The sequence below is a fragment of the Pseudomonas sp. V88_4 genome, from assembly GCF_029967985.1.
Lineage (GTDB): Bacteria > Pseudomonadota > Gammaproteobacteria > Pseudomonadales > Pseudomonadaceae > Aquipseudomonas > Aquipseudomonas glycinae.
This window is the reverse complement of sequence record NZ_JASCAF010000001.1, coordinates 62,771-79,128: the sequence shown is the minus strand read 5'-3', so window position 1 is coordinate 79,128 and position 16,358 is coordinate 62,771. Positions and strand designations below refer to the sequence as shown.

Sequence of the window (16,358 nt, the reverse complement as noted above, 5' to 3'; positions counted from 1 at the left end):
GCGCCACCGCACTATCGTCGACCGCTCCCCAATAACGGACGACGCGCCATGTTCTACCTCCTGCTGACACTCTTCGGCTGCCTGACCGGTGTCACCGCCGTGCTCTTCGGCTTCGGCGGCGGCTTCGTCGTCGTCCCGCTGCTATATCGGATGCTCACCGCCAGTCACGGCGCCGACGATCTGATCAGCCAATCCGCCATGCACATCTCCGTCGCCACCTCGACCTGCGTGATGATCGTCAACGCCCTGGTCGCCACCGACAAACACCGCCGCGCCGGCAACCTCATCCGTGATTACCTGTGGCCCTTGGGCGGGTTCATCGGAATGGGCGCGGTCGTCGGTGCAATCGCAGCGGTGTGGGTCAGCGGCGAAGTCATTCGTTATGCCTTCATCGCCTACCTTGGCGTGACGATTGTCGATTGCCTGCTGCGACGCGGCTTTCTTACGCGATCCGAAGGCGTTATCCCACGGCGACTGGGAACGGTGGAAACATCTGGCGGCGGTGTAGGTATTGGCGCCATCGCAACCTTTCTCGGCGTAGGAGGAAGCGTCATGACCGTGCCGTTATTGCGGCGTTGCGGGTTGAGCATGTCGCAGGCGACGTCCATGGCCAATCCGTTGAGCGTGCCGGTGGCATTGGCGGGAACGCTGACGTACATGCTGATGGCAGTGTTCAGCGAGACAGACCTCGGGCCGTGGTTTGTCGGGTATCTGGATCTGCTGGCATTTGCGGTGCTGACGCTGGGCTCGATGCTGGGGATTCGACTGGCCACGCCGTGGATCGGGCGGATAGCGGATCGGGTGCATGCTTGGGTCTATATTGGATTGTTGGTTATTGTGATGTTGGGAATGTCGGTGAAGTAATCGTCTACCGACAGACCCATAATCCATCGTCCCCAGTATTTATCAGAGATCAAGGATGCTGATCTTCAATTGCACCGAAGCTGCCAGCAAGTTCTTCAGTCGTGTCCACCAGGGAAAAAAGATCACCCCGGTGGATTTCGCCCCGCCGTCATCAACCATCGAAGATGATGAGATGGACAGTGGTGTCGAACAGTGGCTGGTGCATGCGATCACCGTGCAACGAAAGCATGTGCTGTTCGCCATGCATATCAAGACTCGCTATTGCATGGTTTTCGCCGACATGAAAAAGGCCGATCTGGATGCATTTGTGGGGCAATTCGCTGATCGCTGGTTCAACGGTGTCATGCTTCATGCAACCCATCACGGGCTCTCCGAGTGGATTGATATTGAACCGTTGATTGGGCGATTCCAGTGGATGTGTCGACCGCAGCAGTTCTATCGCCGCAGCCATCGCAGCGCACAAAAACACATCGGTGAAATTGCCTGGGTCTTCCGGGACAAGGCCGCAGGGGCCGGTTGTTTACCGCCTGATGAAGTCGCAGCCATGGTGTTCGACGCGCAGATGAACGACACCCCGAGAAACAGCAAGGGCGCCAAGGGTTACTACTACCCGGATGAGGAGATGACCGTTCATTGGCTTCGTCGTTATTGCGCTCTGGATGAGGACGAAGTTCAAGCGGCCAAGGACCGGCGCAAGCAAGTGTATCGGGAGATCGCAGCAGTCGAACGCGCAGCCTGGCTGGAAGAATACAACCGACGAAACTCGATTACTTAAGCAACCCTCGCCATAATCCGCCCCGCATTCACAGCGCCGGTACTCACGTCCCGGCGCGACCTCCGACTCACTCAGGGATCGATCCATGCTCAAGGGACTGTTGCGCCTGGCGCCATATGCCGCCGCATTGTTTTCACTGCTTTCCATCGCTCAAGCTGACGACGGCAGACGTGTGTTCACCGGCACGCTGGGCAAGACGCCGATTGTGGTGGAGCTCAACACCCAGCAGCAGGACGAAGTGACCGGCCGTTACTTCTACGAGAAGTATCACCGTGATCTGCCCCTCAGTGGCGCATTGCTGGACAGCACGCTGACGCTGGTCGAGGGCAACAATCGCTACGGCGATGACAAGCCACTGCCAACTTTGAAACTGGAAGAAACTGCCACTGGCTGGCAGGGCGAGTGGCAAAGTCCGAAGGGCAAGAAGCTTTCAGTGCAACTTTCCGAGGCCAGGCTTCCAGCGCCGACAACTTCTACGCTGCCCTTCATCGCCGCGCTGCCAAACGGCGAGCCGTATGAATATTTGCGACTACAGGGACTCAAGCTCAAACCGCTGAAGAAACAAGACTTCATGGGTTACACCCTGCAATGGTGGACAGAGCCGGAGTCAAAGATCTCGCTGTTCAGCGTAGAGTCCGGTCTGCCAAAAGACGATCTGCAACGGGTTAACCAGCAGTTGCTTGGACGGTTGTGGAATGAGGTCATCCGATATCACGGTTGCCAACTGCATGGTGGGGAATACGTCGAGTTCATGCAGGACGCAGAACCCAAAATGATTTCGCCAGCCGTGGTCAGCCTGAACATCTCGACCAGCTATTTCTGCGGTGGCGCGCATCCGGACTTCGGTGATTCACCCCTCAACATTGATGTAAGCACAGGCCATCCGTTATCACTCGAAGATGTGTTGTGGGTAGGTGAGGGCAAGCCACTGCTGCATGCCGAACGAGACAGTCTGGGTGACAAACCCTTGAGCCAAGCCGAAAGTGACGCGCGTTATCAGTATGAAAACAAAGAACTGGTGCCTTGGCTGATCAAGCAATTCACCGCCCTGTACCCCGCAGAAATGAAGAAACCGACGCAAGATGACGATTGCGACTTCACGGAAGAAAGTGTTTGGGGTTCTTCGCCGTGGTACTTCACCGCGAAAGGTTTGTACCTGGGCGCCTACTTCGCCCGCGTACAACGCTCTTGCGATAGGCCAGACTGGTCAGTCCTGCCGTATTCCCTCATCAAACAACACCCCGGCGCCGTCAAACTGCAACTGCCCCAGGGCTGACCATCACGCCAGCCCCGGCGCTTCACGAATAATGAAGTGATCCAGATTCTCGATATTGGCATTGAAGACCTCGAAAGGCTTTTCGGGGTTCTTCTTGCCCGGCACCTGCTTCAACTCCGGCGTCACGCCATAAAAGAAGCAGAACAACGCCTTATCGCTGTCGATGGCGTGCTTGATCTCTTCCAGAAACGCCTTGCGCTTGCGGTAGTTGTCGATCAGCTTTTTGTTGAGATAGACACTGACCGGATAAGGCTTCTTCTTGCTGTCATCCGGCTTCTTGAACCAGACCTTATCCTCGAAATCGATCCGGAAACTGGCGCTGTGAAAGTCCTCGATCTTCTTGATCCGGCCCCAATAAATCAGCCCCTTGTTGTCCATCAAATACTCAATCTTCTTGAAGAACGAACTGTACGGCGCCGTGTGTTCGCCAATCTTCAATGGCATACGCTTGAGCAAATCCTTGTCCGCGAAGTTCGACACAAAACACTCCACGGGGTGAGCGAAGACACTGGTCTTGTCCGGCGTCGTCTCACGACTCGGCGATTCTTTTGAGGGATTAGTCGCCACTCGCACCGGATCATCCCGCAACACATCCGCGGTCCCCGCTGGCGCGGCAGGCTTGCGCACGTACTCACGGCGCGTCAGCAACAACTCCGACGGGAAATGCTCCTCCCGCCCGTCATCCGATTCCCCATCCGCCGCCTCAACCCCCGACGCCGACGTCTTCAAACTCACATACGGACAACCCGCCACATGCTGCGTACCGGGCAGATTCTTGAAGTGCGGCGTGCGCACGTAATTCACGTTCTTGGCGTTGAACGTACCCAACTCGTTGGAGGCATCGAACGCCGCACGACAGGCGTCGTTGGGGCACTGGAAGTGTTCCTTCGCGGAATCGAACGCCACCGTCTCATCAAAATTGAGATCGCGAACGTCATAGATCGACAGTTTGTCGTCGAGGCTGAGGCAGTAGGCGAGATCGAATTTCATGGTAGGGCTCGGGTCCTTGAGTGGGGGGAGGAGAATTATCCCCGATGGGTTGTGAAGCTGCCCCAATACGGACAACTGGGTTATGCGTTCTAACTGGCTGACTGCCAAATACCTTCTAGCTATTCAGCCTCTAACCCCTCGACGCTCCTATAAAACTTAGCAGTGAACTCTTCTTTGTCGCTCGAGTAATGGCAACGTCGATGGCAGTTTGGGCACAGGGCTACTGCGTTGCTCGTACGGTCTGTCCCCCCGTTAACGAGATGTTTCAGATGATGAACTTCAAGAAAAGGTTTGCCATCAGCATCTTGGAATGGCGCTTTTTGGCCACACCCTTCGCAAATGCCTTGAGAACGTTTCAGAACCCATTTTTTCACATTTAATTTGCGCGAAAGCCTAACTACCGTCGCGCTAGTCTGCTTCGGGTTGAGTACACCCGGGGGCGCATCATTCAATTCAGGTGCGGAAGGTTCGATCAGCCGGAGTCGAGTCAGCTGAGCGCCTCTTCGTGAGCCGTTTCGTATCGCTTCCATGTCTTTTTTAGTCAGGATCTCTTTGATACGCGTAATGACACCGGAGCCGAGATTTTTCGCCGAAACGTAGCCTGTAATTCGCGGCAGCCCCAATAAATCCATCACGGCAGAGATGTTCTGCATGCGGTACTCGACTGAAGAGGCGCTGCGTTTGCTCAGCGGGCCTTTTCGCAAGAGTCGATTCTCGTCCGCTTTATTGAATGGCTGATTTTGTTGTTCAAGAACCAGCATTTTTAGATAAGCGTCTACAGAAGCTTCTAGCTCCTCATCACTCCAGCCAGTTTTTTCTTTCGAAGTGTCCATACAGTCGCCGAGGGTTGAAAACCCTCGGACGATACTGAGTGGCCACCACAGCTGTCTACGAAAATTCCTACAGAAAATATCGACGGATCTTGCGAGGTCCTACGACCACCATCACTAGCCCATCGAATGCTTTGAAGCCTGAAACACCTGCGCAACCTTTCTCCACCAAGGCTTGCCCGGTGTCCGTCGTTGCGTCTGATCGTTCAGCAGATAAGGCATATCCCGCAGCCGAATCCAGCCTTCATCCTGCCAATGCAGCAGACTCAATGACATCTCCGGCCAATCCAACAAACTCAACATCGGCCGTTCTGAATCTCCTGAGTGCTCTGCATCGCGCAAGGCCGGCACCACCTGAAGAGTTAACCACTCACGCAACAAACGATTACCTGGAACGTAGTGATACACCAGCAGCGCATACACACCGGACTCGCTGAGCATCAATTGCTTTTCGGGTTGTCGAAAATACTCAATCCACAAAACGCGACGTTGATCCTTATCTAGCTTGTTGACCATGCGTTCGCACAGATGGACACCCATCAAGCGGCCGACATCGCGAGCGCAGAACCACGTTTGGTTTTCGAGCAGAAGGGCATGTAGAGCGAGGTTGTGACGCGAAAAGACAGTTACAGAAAAAGGATCGGGCATATCCATTACCTCTACGTTTAGATTTTTGGAGGGCCTGACCCCAACGTAGAGTGGACTTAAGAAATCCCAACAAGCGAGGCAGCTCCACCGACGGCATATGCGTCTGTGTGACTGACCAAACTTTCTACGTTGGGTGTTTCTTAGGCACCTGCAACGGAGCTTAGAGGTGCTTGCAGTTGGCTTCAATGCGAAGCGGCTGTAAGTGCTGTAGGAGATTGAGCGCTGTAACGTAGGGACGGAAAAGTACAAACAGCCGCTAATAAAAAAGCCCCGATAAAATCGGGGCTTTTGGCTTTCTCAATTCGACGACTCAAACAGCAATCGTCAAATCGTGGCGAGCGAGACCATTAGTCCCAGCTCAGAGCACCACCAGTTTGGTATTCGATCACACGAGTCTCAAAGAAATTCTTCTCTTTCTTCAAGTCCATAATCTCGCTCATCCAAGGGAACGGGTTAGTGGTCCCTGGGTACTCTTCCTTCAAACCGATCTGCGACAGACGACGGTTAGCGATGAACTTCAGGTAGTCCTCCATCATCGCTGCGTTCATGCCCAGTACGCCGCGAGGCATGGTGTCGCGGGCGTATTCGATTTCCAGCTGGGTGCCTTGCAGGATCATCTGCGAGGCTTCTTCCTTCATTTCGGCATCCCACAGGTGTGGGTTTTCGATTTTGATCTGGTTGATCACGTCGATGCCGAAGTTCAGGTGCATGGATTCGTCGCGCAGGATGTACTGGAACTGCTCGGCGACGCCGGTCATTTTGTTGCGGCGACCCATGGAGAGGATCTGGGTGAAGCCGCAGTAGAAGAAGATGCCTTCCAGCACGCAGTAGTAGGCGATCAGGTTGCGCAGCAGTTCCTTGTCGGTTTCGACGGTGCCGGTGTTGAATTCCGGGTCGGAGATGGCGCGGGTGTATTTCAGGCCCCAGGCGGCTTTTTTCGCGACCGACGGGATCTCGTGGTACATGTTGAAGATCTCGCCTTCATCCATGCCCAGCGATTCGATGCAGTACTGGTAGGCGTGGGTGTGGATCGCCTCTTCGAACGCCTGGCGCAGGATGTACTGGCGGCATTCCGGGTTGGTGATCAGGCGGTACACGGCCAGGGCCAGGTTGTTGGCAACCAGGGAGTCGGCGGTGGAGAAGAAGCCGAGGTTGCGCATCACGATGCGGCGCTCGTCGTCGGTCAGGCCTTCCGGGTTTTTCCAGAGGGCGATGTCGGCGGTCATGTTGACTTCTTGCGGCATCCAGTGGTTTGCGCAGCCATCCAGGTATTTTTGCCAGGCCCAGTCGTACTTGAATGGCACGAGCTGGTTGAGGTCGGCGCGGCAGTTGATCATGCGCTTTTCGTCAACGGCGACACGGGCGGCGGAGCCTTCGAGTTCGGCGAGGCCTTCGGCGACGTCGAGGGAATCCAGTGCAGCCTTAGCGCGGGCCACGGCGGCCGAGTCTTCGGCGGTCACGGCGCGGGCTTCGAGGGCGGCGGCACCGCCGGCGCTGTCGAGGCGGTCCATGTTGGCTTCGCTAGCGTGGCCGGCGTTGGCGCCTTTCACTGCTGCTACTTCACTGTCTTCTTTGTCGAATTCGTCCCAGCTCAGCATGACGTGTCGTCTCCTGCGTGAGGGCCTGTGCCCGTGTGAAAACTGATTGGTTGTTTTTCACACGGCCGTACAGGCCGCGTTGGATGTCGTTTTTTGCAGCGGTGCTACGCAGGCAATAAACAGAAAATTTTTTCGGGTTTCCGAGAGCCTCTGACGGGCGCAGGTCAGCGTTGTCGCTGCTGCGGGGCTTCAGAATGGCTTTGATCCCTGTAAGGGAATATTGCTGACCCGATTAGGGCGGCATTATAGGGAAAAAAACACGGGCGTGGGGGAGGGCGAAACAGCGCAGGGCGGTCGAGCGCGCGGGTGATTTCGATCGGAGCGAGGGTTTACAGGGCTTTCGCCGGGATTGGCCCCGGAGAAATTTTTTTCATTAATTTTTTGGCGTGTGATTGATTGCTCAAAAAACGAGCAAAAAACCGGGGTTTTCACTATATCTTGTGTTTTGCAACCCTTTTGCGCCGCTTCAAACACAACTGAGCCCGACCGAAGCCGGGCTGGAATCGACCCTCGATGTTGCGCTGAGTGATCCGATTCGGTGCAGTCTCAACGCATCAATTGGTGCAGCCGTTGCCCATGATGCTGTAACGCAGGATGTGACGCTGACCTTTGGAGTCGTCGTACTCCATTTTCGCCGGAACAACTTCGCAGACATTTGGCACTTCGCTCATCGATACAACTTTGGCGATGTCCAGGTGAGTGGAGTAAGTGTATTCCTCGATGGCTGGTTGTTGCTGGGCGACATCAGTCGGAACCTCGTCTGCCATGGCGGTTGCGCACAGACTGCTGAGGGCCAGAACCAATAAAGCTTTCATCTGAAATTTACCTTCTTGAGGTCGAGTGGGGTCACGCAACCTTTTTGGGGTTGCGTGTGGAACTTCATCGTTTTGCTTTGTTACTTCAGAACTGGATTAACGGCCTTCGTGGGGGCTGTAACCTTGTTAATCGCTTTGCCTTGTCGGCGAGGTGAATTTTAGGGAGGCGGGGTGGGGGTAAACAGACCCGGTTTTGATAAACACCTTTGGCAGATTTGGTAACAATCCGTCGAGAACGTGTTGCCGGCGCTGCGGCTTTCCCGGGAAAACGAGGCGTCTGAATCGCTGGCAAGCCAGCTCCCACAAGGGTTGCGGGGTTTGCTTCAGGGGTGTTCAGGGCATTTCTGGATATTTTGTAGGGGCTTGTTACTACCATCGTCGAATGGTTCTATACGGGCGCCCCGGCTACAACAGGGTCATACAAAAACAACTATTACACCGAGGTAGGAAAGATGAGTGCGGCTTCCCTGTATCCCGTTCGTCCCGAGGTTCTGGCCAATACGCTGACCGACGAGGCGACCTACAAAGCCATGTACCAACAGTCGGTCGTCAACCCTGACGGCTTCTGGCGTGAACAAGCCAAGCGCCTCGACTGGATCAAGCCTTTCACCACGGTGAAACAGACTTCGTTCGACGATCACCATGTCGACATCAAGTGGTTTGCCGACGGCACCCTGAACGTTTCCTACAACTGCCTCGACCGCCATCTGGCCGAGCGCGGCGATCAGGTCGCCATTATCTGGGAAGGCGACGATCCTTCCGAAAGCCGCAACATCACCTACCGCGAACTGCACGAACAAGTGTGCAAGCTCGCCAACGCCCTGCGTGGTCAGGACGTGCACCGCGGCGACGTGGTGACCATTTATATGCCGATGATCCCCGAAGCCGTGGTCGCCATGCTGGCCTGCACCCGGATCGGCGCGATTCACTCGGTGGTGTTCGGCGGCTTCTCGCCGGAAGCCCTGGCCGGTCGCATCATCGACTGCCGCTCGAAAGTGGTGATCACCGCGGACGAAGGCATCCGCGCCGGCAAGAAGATTTCCCTCAAGGCCAACGTCGACGACGCCCTGACCAACCCGGAAACCAGCAGCATCCAGAAAGTCATCGTGTGCAAGCGCACCGGCGGCGACATCAAGTGGAACCAGCATCGCGACATCTGGTACGAAGACCTGATGAAAGTGGCAGGCACTGTCTGCGCGCCGAAAGAGATGGGCGCCGAAGAAGCGCTGTTCATCCTTTATACCTCCGGCTCCACCGGCAAGCCGAAGGGCGTGCAGCACACCACCGGCGGCTACCTGTTGTACGCAGCGATGACCCACGAGCGCGTGTTCGACTACCGTCCGGGCGAAATCTACTGGTGCACCGCCGACGTCGGCTGGGTTACCGGTCACAGCTACATCGTCTACGGCCCGCTGGCCAACGGCGCGACCACGCTGCTGTTCGAAGGCGTGCCGAACTACCCGGACATCACCCGGGTGGCGAAGATCGTCGACAAGCACAAGGTCAACATCCTCTACACCGCACCGACCGCGATCCGCGCGATGATGGCTTCCGGCACCGCTGCTGTTGAAGGCGCGGACGGCAGCAGCCTGCGTCTGCTCGGTTCGGTGGGCGAGCCGATCAACCCGGAAGCCTGGGACTGGTACTACAAGAACGTCGGCAAATCCCGTTGCCCGATCGTCGACACCTGGTGGCAGACCGAAACCGGCGGCAACATGATGAGCCCGCTACCGGGCGCCCATGCGCTCAAGCCTGGTTCGGCCGCACGTCCGTTCTTCGGTGTGGTGCCGGCGCTGGTGGACAACCTCGGCAACATCATCGAGGGCGAGGCTGAAGGCAATCTGGTGATTCTCGATTCGTGGCCGGGTCAGGCGCGCACCCTGTACGGCGATCACGACCGTTTCGTCGACACCTACTTCAAGACTTTCCGTGGCATGTATTTCACTGGTGACGGTGCTCGTCGCGATGCTGACGGTTACTACTGGATCACCGGTCGTGTGGACGACGTGCTCAACGTATCGGGCCACCGCATGGGCACCGCCGAGATCGAAAGCGCGATGGTCGCTCACCCGAAAGTCGCCGAAGCGGCGGTGGTCGGTGTGCCGCACGACATCAAGGGGCAGGGCATTTATGTCTACGTCACCCTGAAGAACGGCGAAGAGCCGAGCGAGCAACTGCGTCTGGAGCTGAAGAACTGGGTGCGCAAGGAGATCGGACCGATCGCTTCGCCGGACGTGATCCAGTGGGCGCCAGGGCTGCCGAAGACCCGTTCGGGCAAGATCATGCGCCGCATCCTGCGCAAGATCGCTACCGCCGAATACGAAGGCCTGGGCGACATCTCCACCCTGGCCGATCCGGGTGTGGTGCAACACCTGATCGATACGCACAAGACCATGAACGTCGCGTAAGCGGCGGGTCTGAAGGCTGAAAAGCCCCGTCCGGCATTGCGCCGGGCGGGGCTTTTTGTTGCCTGTGGTTTGTGGGTCGCTAGTGCCGACCCCTTCGCTGGCAAGTCGAATCGTCGCACCGCAACTCCCACAGGTTTCGTGGTGTGCGGGAGATGGCGGGAGTAACGCTGATCCCTGTGGGAGCTGGCTTGCCAGCGAAAGCGGTTTGTCATGCAAAGGTGCAACCCTTTGATGGAACACAAAATCGGCAGCCAATAATTATCGAATTGCCCCGTCAGCTAATTCCCACTGTTACCCGTCGACCTTCAAGTAACTGAATGTGTAACCGCCCGCTCCGCAACGGGGCGTCCGGAAACGCAATGCCCTGTTTTTGGGCCTCAAAACGCTCTGTGAAAAATAAGGCATAACCCCGCGCTTGCCGGATTAGAAGGGTTTGCGAATAATAGGCCCGCAATTTGCAGCATAGATCGGTTCACTATCTTTTGCTCTTGCATGAAATTGCAGGGCTGTCAATGTGCTCAGGCGGGTTTCTCGGTGCATCTGTAATTAGTTGTCGCATTGAAGAAATATCGGCTTCGGGCCTGTCGTTAGAATGCCGATCACTCGCTCGTCGTGGCTTGCGTTGAAGCCTTCGCGGTTTTGACTGGAAATGTCCCACGCACGCAGCAACCGATTTCGTTACACCCATTCGCATATTGGGCTGTCGCTCACTCTGCCGTTTTTGCCCTTTACCGATGGAGTCCCAAGATGAAGAAACTTGTGCTGCTTGGCGCCCTGGCACTGTCCGTGCTGTCCCTGCCGACATTCGCCGATGAAAAGCCTCTGAAAATCGGTATCGAAGCGGCTTACCCTCCATTCGCCTCCAAAGCGCCGGACGGCAGCATCGTCGGTTTCGACTACGACATCGGCAACGCGCTGTGCGAAGAAATGAAGGTCAAGTGCCAGTGGGTCGAGCAAGAGTTCGACGGTCTGATCCCGGCACTGAAAGTGCGCAAGATCGACGCGATCCTGTCGTCCATGTCGATCACTGAAGACCGCAAGAAGTCCGTGGACTTCACCAACAAGTACTACAACACCCCGGCCCGCCTCGTGATGAAGGAAGGCACTCAGGTCAGCGAAGGTCTGGCTGAGCTCAAGGGCAAGAACATCGGCGTGCAGCGTGGCTCGATCCACGAGCGTTTCGCCCGCGAAGTCCTGGCCCCGCTGGGTGCCGAGATCAAGCCGTACGGCTCGCAGAACGAAATCTACCTCGACGTGGCCGCCGGCCGCCTCGACGGCACCGTGGCGGACGCTACGCTGTTGAATGACGGCTTCCTGAAAACCGACGCCGGCAAAGGCTTCGCGTTCGTCGGCCCGGCTTTCACCGACGTCAAATACTTCGGCGACGGCGTTGGTATCGCAGTGCGTAAGGGCGACGCCCTGAAAGACAAGATAAACACCGCCATCGCGGCCATCCGCGAGAACGGCAAGTACAAGGCAATCCAGGACAAGTACTTCGACTTCGACATTTACGGCAAGTAAAGACGTCGCTCGACCCGTCCGAAATGGCGCAAGCAACAGGATCTCTGCGGTTTGCGCCATTTTTTCATCCCAACTTTCGAGGACCTGAATCATGTTGAAAGGCTACGGGGCTGTCATCCTCGATGGCGCTTGGCTGACGCTTCAGCTCGCCTTGTCGTCCATGGCCCTGGCCATCGTTCTCGGGCTGATCGGCGTCGCGTTGCGCCTGTCGCCGGTGCGCTGGCTGGCGTGGCTGGGCGATCTGTATTCCACGGTGATTCGCGGGATTCCCGACCTGGTGCTGATCCTGCTGATCTTCTACGGCGGTCAGGACCTGCTCAACCGCGTCGCACCGATGCTCGGCTATGACGACTACATCGACCTGAACCCGCTGGCCGCCGGTATCGGCACCCTCGGTTTCATCTTCGGTGCGTATCTGTCGGAAACCTTCCGCGGTGCGTTCATGGCGATCCCCAAAGGTCAGGCCGAAGCCGGCATGGCGTACGGCATGAGCAGCTTCCAGGTGTTCTTCCGGGTGCTGGTGCCGCAGATGATTCGTCTGGCGATTCCGGGCTTCACCAACAACTGGCTGGTGTTGACCAAGGCCACCGCGCTGATTTCCGTGGTCGGTCTGCAAGACATGATGTTCAAGGCCAAGCAGGCGGCCGACGCCACCCGCGAGCCTTTCACCTTCTTCCTCGCAGTGGCGGCGATGTACCTGGTGATCACCAGTGTCTCGTTGCTGGCGCTGCGTCACCTTGAGAAGCGCTACTCGGTAGGCGTAAGGGCGGCTGATCTATGATCTTCGACTACAACGTCATTTGGGAGGCCCTGCCGCTGTACTTCGGCGGTCTGGTCACGACCCTCAAGCTGCTCGCGCTGTCGCTGTTCTTCGGTCTGCTCGCGGCCCTGCCGCTGGGGCTGATGCGCGTATCCAAGAACGCTGTGGTCAATGGCGCAGCCTGGCTCTACACCTACGTGATTCGCGGCACGCCGATGCTGGTTCAGCTGTTCCTGATCTACTACGGTCTGGCCCAGTTCGAAGCCGTGCGCGAGAGCTTCCTCTGGCCGTGGCTGTCCAGCGCGACGTTCTGTGCGTGCCTGGCGTTCGCGATCAACACCAGCGCCTACACCGCCGAAATCATCGCCGGCAGCCTCAAGGCCACGCCGAACGGCGAGATCGAAGCGGCCAAGGCCATGGGCATGTCGCGCGTCAAGATGTACAAGCGCATCCTGCTGCCATCGGCCCTGCGCCGGGCGCTGCCGCAGTACAGCAACGAAGTGATCATGATGCTGCAGACCACCAGTCTGGCGTCCATCGTGACTCTGATCGACATCACTGGCGCGGCCCGCACCGTCAATGCGCAGTTCTACCTGCCGTTCGAGGCGTACATCACCGCCGGCGTGTTCTACCTGTGCCTGACCTTCATTCTGGTGCGCCTGTTCAAGCTGGCCGAGCGTCGCTGGCTGAGCTACCTGGCCCCGAGGAAGCACTGATATGGAACGCATCGACCACGTTCTGCCGTGGAGCCACCTGGGCAGCGAGCGCCGGATTTCGGTGTTTCGCTTCGGTAGCGGCGAGCGCAAGGCCTACATCCAGGCCAGCCTCCACGCTGACGAACTGCCCGGCATGCGCACCGCCTGGGAACTGAAAAAACGCCTCGGCGAACTCGAAGCCAAGGGCCTGCTCAACGGCGTCATCGAGCTGGTGCCAGTGGCCAACCCGCTGGGCCTTGGCCAGTTGCTGCAAGGCAACCATCAGGGCCGTTTCGAGGCCGGCAGCGGCAAGAATTTCAACCGTGACTTCGTCGAGCTCAGCGCCCCGGTGGCCGCCAGGCTGGAAGGACAACTCGGTGATGATACGCACGCCAACATCCGTCTGATCCGTCAGGCGATGGCCGATCACCTGGCCGCATTGCCCGAGGCCGGCAGCCAGTTGCAAGGCATGCAACGCATCCTGCTGCAACATGCCGCCACCGCCGATGTGGTGCTGGATCTGCATTGCGACTGTGAAGCCGCGCTGCACATGTACGCGTTGCCGCAGCACTGGCCGCAGTGGCGTTCGCTCGCTGCGCACCTGGACGTGAAGGTCGGCTTGCTGGCGGAAGATTCCGGCGGCAGCTCGTTCGATGAAGCCTGTTCGTTGCCGTGGCTGCGTCTGTCGCGCCTGTTCCCGGACGCGCAAATTCCACTGGCGTGCCTGGCAACCACCGTCGAACTCGGCGGTCAGGCTGACACCACGCCGGCGCAGGCCGAAGCCTGGGCTGAAGGCATTCTGGCGTTCCTCGCCGAGCAGGGTCTGATCCGTGGCGAGTGGCCGAGCGCGGCGCACGAACCATGCGAAGGCATGCCGTTCGAAGGCACCGAAATGCTCCTGCCGCCGCATCCCGGTGTGGTGAGTTTTCTGCGCAAGCCCGGCGAGTGGGTTGAAGCCGGTGACAAGATTTTCGAAGTGATCGATCCGCTGTCGGATCGGGTCAGCACGGTCTGTGCTGGTACGTCCGGGGTGCTGTTTGCCATTGAGCGGCTGCGTTACGCCCAACCCGGTTTCTGGCTGGCCAAAGTGGCGGGGCGCGATGCGCTGCGCGACGGCCCTTTGCTCAACGACTGACTGTTTTTGTGAGAACCGACCGCATGTACAAACTTGAAGTCCAAGACCTGCATAAACGCTATGGCAGTCACGAAGTGCTCAAGGGCGTTTCCCTGAAAGCGGCCGCCGGCGATGTGATCAGCATCATCGGCTCCAGTGGCTCCGGCAAAAGTACTTTCCTGCGCTGCATCAACCTGCTCGAGCAGCCGCACGCGGGCAAGATCCTGCTCAACAACGAAGAGCTGAAACTGGTAGCGAACAAGGACGGCGCGCTGAAAGCCGCTGATCCGAAACAGCTGCAACGCATGCGTTCGCGCCTGTCGATGGTGTTCCAGCACTTCAACCTGTGGTCGCACATGACCGCGCTGGAAAACATCATGGAAGCGCCGGTTCACGTGCTGGGTGTGTCCAAGGCCGAAGCCCGCGAGAAAGCCGAGCACTACCTGAACAAGGTCGGCGTGGCTCATCGTAAGGATGCATTCCCGGGGCACATGTCCGGTGGCGAGCAGCAGCGTGTGGCAATCGCCCGTGCGCTGGCGATGGAGCCGGAAGTGATGCTGTTCGACGAACCGACTTCGGCCCTCGACCCGGAACTGGTCGGCGACGTGCTGAAAGTCATGCAGGCCCTCGCTCAGGAAGGCCGGACCATGGTGGTGGTGACCCACGAAATGGGCTTCGCCCGTGAAGTGTCGAACCAGCTGGTGTTCCTGCACAAAGGCGTCGTCGAAGAAAGCGGTAACCCGCGTGAGGTGCTGGTCAATCCGCAATCGGAACGTTTGCAACAATTCCTCTCGGGCAGCCTCAAGTAATCAGGGCTGCCGTTGCGCACCGAGATAGTGCATGCTTCGCAGCCTTGAGGCCGGTCTCGATTCTTGTGGGAGCTGGCTTGCCAGCGATGGCGTCCTGCCAGATTGCATTTCTGGGACAGACACACCGCTATCGCTGGCAAGCCAGCTCCCACAATTGATCTTTGCTGGTTTCGCGATTTGTGTTCATTTTCGGGCTAGCATTGGCCCTTGCCTTCATCACCGTTATTCGCTTCGGATCGCCCGCCCATGACTGCCCATCGAATTGGTTTCCTGATTTGGCCCAGCACTAAAGCTCTGACTTTGGCGCTGGCAGAGGAGGCCTTGCGTGTTGCCCAGCGTGTGCATCCGGACGTGGTTTACGAACTGTCGTTCCTGCAGGCCGAAGCACCGACCGAAGGTGAATGGCAACTGCCCGGCGAACCTTGGGCCGGCAAACTCGAGAACTTCCAGAAACTGTTCCTGCTCGCCGATGAGCCACCGACCACGTTGGCGCCGGCACTCAGCAGCGCACTCAAGCAATTGGTGCGTGCCGGTTGTGTGATCGGCGGTCTGTCGGCCGGTGTGTATCCGCTGGCGCAACTCGGTCTGCTCGACGGCTACCGCGCCGCTGTGCACTGGCGCTGGCAGGACGATTTCGCCGAACGCTTCCCGAAAGTCATCGCCACCAGCCATTTGTTCGACTGGGATCGCGATCGCCTGACCGCGTGCGGCGGCATGTCGGTGCTCGATTTGCTGCTGGCAGTGCTGGCCCGTGATCATGGTGCTGAACTGGCCGGTGCGGTCTCCGAAGAACTGGTGGTCGAGCGCATCCGCGAAGGCGGCGAGCGTCAGCGCATTCCATTGCAGAACCGCCTCGGCTCCAGCCATCCGAAGCTCACCCAGGCGGTGCTGCTGATGGAAGCCAACATCGAAGAGCCGCTGACCACCGACGAAATCGCCCAGCACGTGTGCGTGTCCCGTCGCCAGTTGGAGCGGATCTTCAAGCAATACCTCAACCGCGTGCCGAGCCAGTACTACCTGGAACTGCGCCTGAACAAGGCCCGGCAGATGTTGATGCAAACCAGCAAGTCGATCATCCAGATCGGCCTGTCGTGCGGATTCTCGTCGGGGCCGCATTTCTCCAGCGCCTATCGCAACTTCTTCGGCGCCACGCCGCGGGAAGACCGCAACCAGCGGCGCAGCAGCAGTCCTTTCGAACTGTCGTCGGTGCCGCCAGAGCGCGGTTGACCGGTGAGCCGCAGCGCCATGGAGATCG

At 58.1% G+C, this 16,358-nt stretch carries 15 protein-coding genes; 10 read left to right on the top strand and 5 right to left on the bottom strand.

What is annotated here, in order from left to right:
- Positions 1 to 48: 48 nt before the first annotated feature.
- From QLG12_RS00350 to QLG12_RS00340, 3 genes are all read left to right on the top strand, one after another.
- Complete coding sequence (locus QLG12_RS00350; protein WP_282473690.1) at positions 49 to 864, top strand: sulfite exporter TauE/SafE family protein; 816 nt, start codon at positions 49 to 51, stop codon at positions 862 to 864.
- Between the two features lie 55 nt (positions 865 to 919).
- Positions 920 to 1,639, top strand: coding sequence for a hypothetical protein (locus tag QLG12_RS00345; RefSeq protein WP_282473689.1), 720 nt, complete (start codon positions 920 to 922; stop codon positions 1,637 to 1,639).
- Between the two features lie 85 nt (positions 1,640 to 1,724).
- Positions 1,725 to 2,915, top strand: coding sequence for a hypothetical protein (locus tag QLG12_RS00340; RefSeq protein WP_282473688.1), 1,191 nt, complete (start codon positions 1,725 to 1,727; stop codon positions 2,913 to 2,915).
- A gap of 3 nt (positions 2,916 to 2,918) precedes the next feature.
- Here the strand turns inward: QLG12_RS00340 and QLG12_RS00335 are convergent, their stop codons facing one another.
- The 5 genes from QLG12_RS00335 to QLG12_RS00315 all read right to left on the bottom strand — a co-directional run bounded on the left by QLG12_RS00335 (position 2,919) and on the right by QLG12_RS00315 (position 7,796).
- Entirely contained in the window at positions 2,919 to 3,905 is a 987-nt protein-coding gene (locus tag QLG12_RS00335; RefSeq protein ID WP_282473817.1) for a hypothetical protein, read from the bottom strand.
- Between the two features lie 119 nt (positions 3,906 to 4,024).
- Complete coding sequence (locus QLG12_RS00330; protein WP_236194841.1) at positions 4,025 to 4,738, bottom strand: HNH endonuclease; 714 nt, start codon at positions 4,736 to 4,738, stop codon at positions 4,025 to 4,027.
- Between the two features lie 114 nt (positions 4,739 to 4,852).
- The gene (locus QLG12_RS00325; RefSeq protein ID WP_236194877.1) at positions 4,853 to 5,383 is read right to left on the bottom strand and encodes a Bro-N domain-containing protein; all 531 of its coding nucleotides are present in this window, start codon (positions 5,381 to 5,383) and stop codon (positions 4,853 to 4,855) included.
- A gap of 347 nt (positions 5,384 to 5,730) precedes the next feature.
- On the bottom strand, positions 5,731 to 6,981 hold the full coding sequence (locus QLG12_RS00320; RefSeq protein ID WP_007951068.1) for a ribonucleotide-diphosphate reductase subunit beta: 1,251 nt from the start codon (positions 6,979 to 6,981) through the stop codon (positions 5,731 to 5,733).
- 554 nt (positions 6,982 to 7,535) lie between these two features.
- Positions 7,536 to 7,796 carry a DUF2790 domain-containing protein gene (locus QLG12_RS00315; protein ID WP_011335542.1) on the bottom strand — a complete coding sequence of 87 codons (261 nt, stop codon included), beginning with the start codon at positions 7,794 to 7,796 and terminating at the stop codon, positions 7,536 to 7,538.
- Positions 7,797 to 8,248: 452 nt separating this feature from the next.
- Between QLG12_RS00315 and acs the strand changes: the two genes are divergently transcribed.
- From acs to argR, 7 genes are all read left to right on the top strand, one after another.
- A complete protein-coding gene (acs, locus tag QLG12_RS00310) occupies positions 8,249 to 10,204 on the top strand; it encodes an acetate--CoA ligase (RefSeq protein ID WP_007951065.1) in 1,956 nt (651 codons plus the stop codon).
- Positions 10,205 to 10,951: 747 nt separating this feature from the next.
- Entirely contained in the window at positions 10,952 to 11,725 is a 774-nt protein-coding gene (locus tag QLG12_RS00305; protein ID WP_064383630.1) for an ABC transporter substrate-binding protein, read from the top strand.
- Positions 11,726 to 11,816: 91 nt separating this feature from the next.
- Positions 11,817 to 12,506, top strand: a complete 690-nt coding sequence (locus tag QLG12_RS00300) for an ABC transporter permease (RefSeq protein ID WP_007951063.1) — start codon at positions 11,817 to 11,819, stop codon at positions 12,504 to 12,506.
- Complete coding sequence (locus tag QLG12_RS00295) at positions 12,503 to 13,201, top strand: ABC transporter permease (protein ID WP_011335540.1); 699 nt, start codon at positions 12,503 to 12,505, stop codon at positions 13,199 to 13,201. The genes QLG12_RS00300 and QLG12_RS00295 overlap by 4 nt, the downstream gene beginning before the upstream one ends.
- A 1-nt stretch (position 13,202) precedes the next feature.
- Positions 13,203 to 14,315, top strand: coding sequence for a succinylglutamate desuccinylase/aspartoacylase family protein (locus QLG12_RS00290; RefSeq protein WP_282473687.1), 1,113 nt, complete (start codon positions 13,203 to 13,205; stop codon positions 14,313 to 14,315).
- A gap of 23 nt (positions 14,316 to 14,338) precedes the next feature.
- A complete protein-coding gene (locus QLG12_RS00285) occupies positions 14,339 to 15,103 on the top strand; it encodes an ATP-binding cassette domain-containing protein (protein WP_003227281.1) in 765 nt (254 codons plus the stop codon).
- A gap of 246 nt (positions 15,104 to 15,349) precedes the next feature.
- Positions 15,350 to 16,330, top strand: a complete 981-nt coding sequence (gene argR / locus QLG12_RS00280) for a transcriptional regulator ArgR (RefSeq protein ID WP_085709719.1) — start codon at positions 15,350 to 15,352, stop codon at positions 16,328 to 16,330.
- The last annotated feature ends 28 nt before the right edge of the window (positions 16,331 to 16,358 follow it).

Coding starts and splice junctions, on each gene's coding strand:
- QLG12_RS00350 (WP_282473690.1), top strand. CDS start 49: ATGTTCTACCTCCTGCTGACACTCTTCGGCTGCCTGACCGGTGTCACC.
- QLG12_RS00345 (WP_282473689.1), top strand. CDS start 920: ATGCTGATCTTCAATTGCACCGAAGCTGCCAGCAAGTTCTTCAGTCGT.
- QLG12_RS00340 (WP_282473688.1), top strand. CDS start 1,725: ATGCTCAAGGGACTGTTGCGCCTGGCGCCATATGCCGCCGCATTGTTT.
- QLG12_RS00335 (WP_282473817.1), bottom strand. CDS start 3,905: ATGAAATTCGATCTCGCCTACTGCCTCAGCCTCGACGACAAACTGTCG.
- QLG12_RS00330 (WP_236194841.1), bottom strand. CDS start 4,738: ATGGACACTTCGAAAGAAAAAACTGGCTGGAGTGATGAGGAGCTAGAA.
- QLG12_RS00325 (WP_236194877.1), bottom strand. CDS start 5,383: ATGCCCGATCCTTTTTCTGTAACTGTCTTTTCGCGTCACAACCTCGCT.
- QLG12_RS00320 (WP_007951068.1), bottom strand. CDS start 6,981: ATGCTGAGCTGGGACGAATTCGACAAAGAAGACAGTGAAGTAGCAGCA.
- QLG12_RS00315 (WP_011335542.1), bottom strand. CDS start 7,796: ATGAAAGCTTTATTGGTTCTGGCCCTCAGCAGTCTGTGCGCAACCGCC.
- acs (WP_007951065.1), top strand. CDS start 8,249: ATGAGTGCGGCTTCCCTGTATCCCGTTCGTCCCGAGGTTCTGGCCAAT.
- QLG12_RS00305 (WP_064383630.1), top strand. CDS start 10,952: ATGAAGAAACTTGTGCTGCTTGGCGCCCTGGCACTGTCCGTGCTGTCC.
- QLG12_RS00300 (WP_007951063.1), top strand. CDS start 11,817: ATGTTGAAAGGCTACGGGGCTGTCATCCTCGATGGCGCTTGGCTGACG.
- QLG12_RS00295 (WP_011335540.1), top strand. CDS start 12,503: ATGATCTTCGACTACAACGTCATTTGGGAGGCCCTGCCGCTGTACTTC.
- QLG12_RS00290 (WP_282473687.1), top strand. CDS start 13,203: ATGGAACGCATCGACCACGTTCTGCCGTGGAGCCACCTGGGCAGCGAG.
- QLG12_RS00285 (WP_003227281.1), top strand. CDS start 14,339: ATGTACAAACTTGAAGTCCAAGACCTGCATAAACGCTATGGCAGTCAC.
- argR (WP_085709719.1), top strand. CDS start 15,350: ATGACTGCCCATCGAATTGGTTTCCTGATTTGGCCCAGCACTAAAGCT.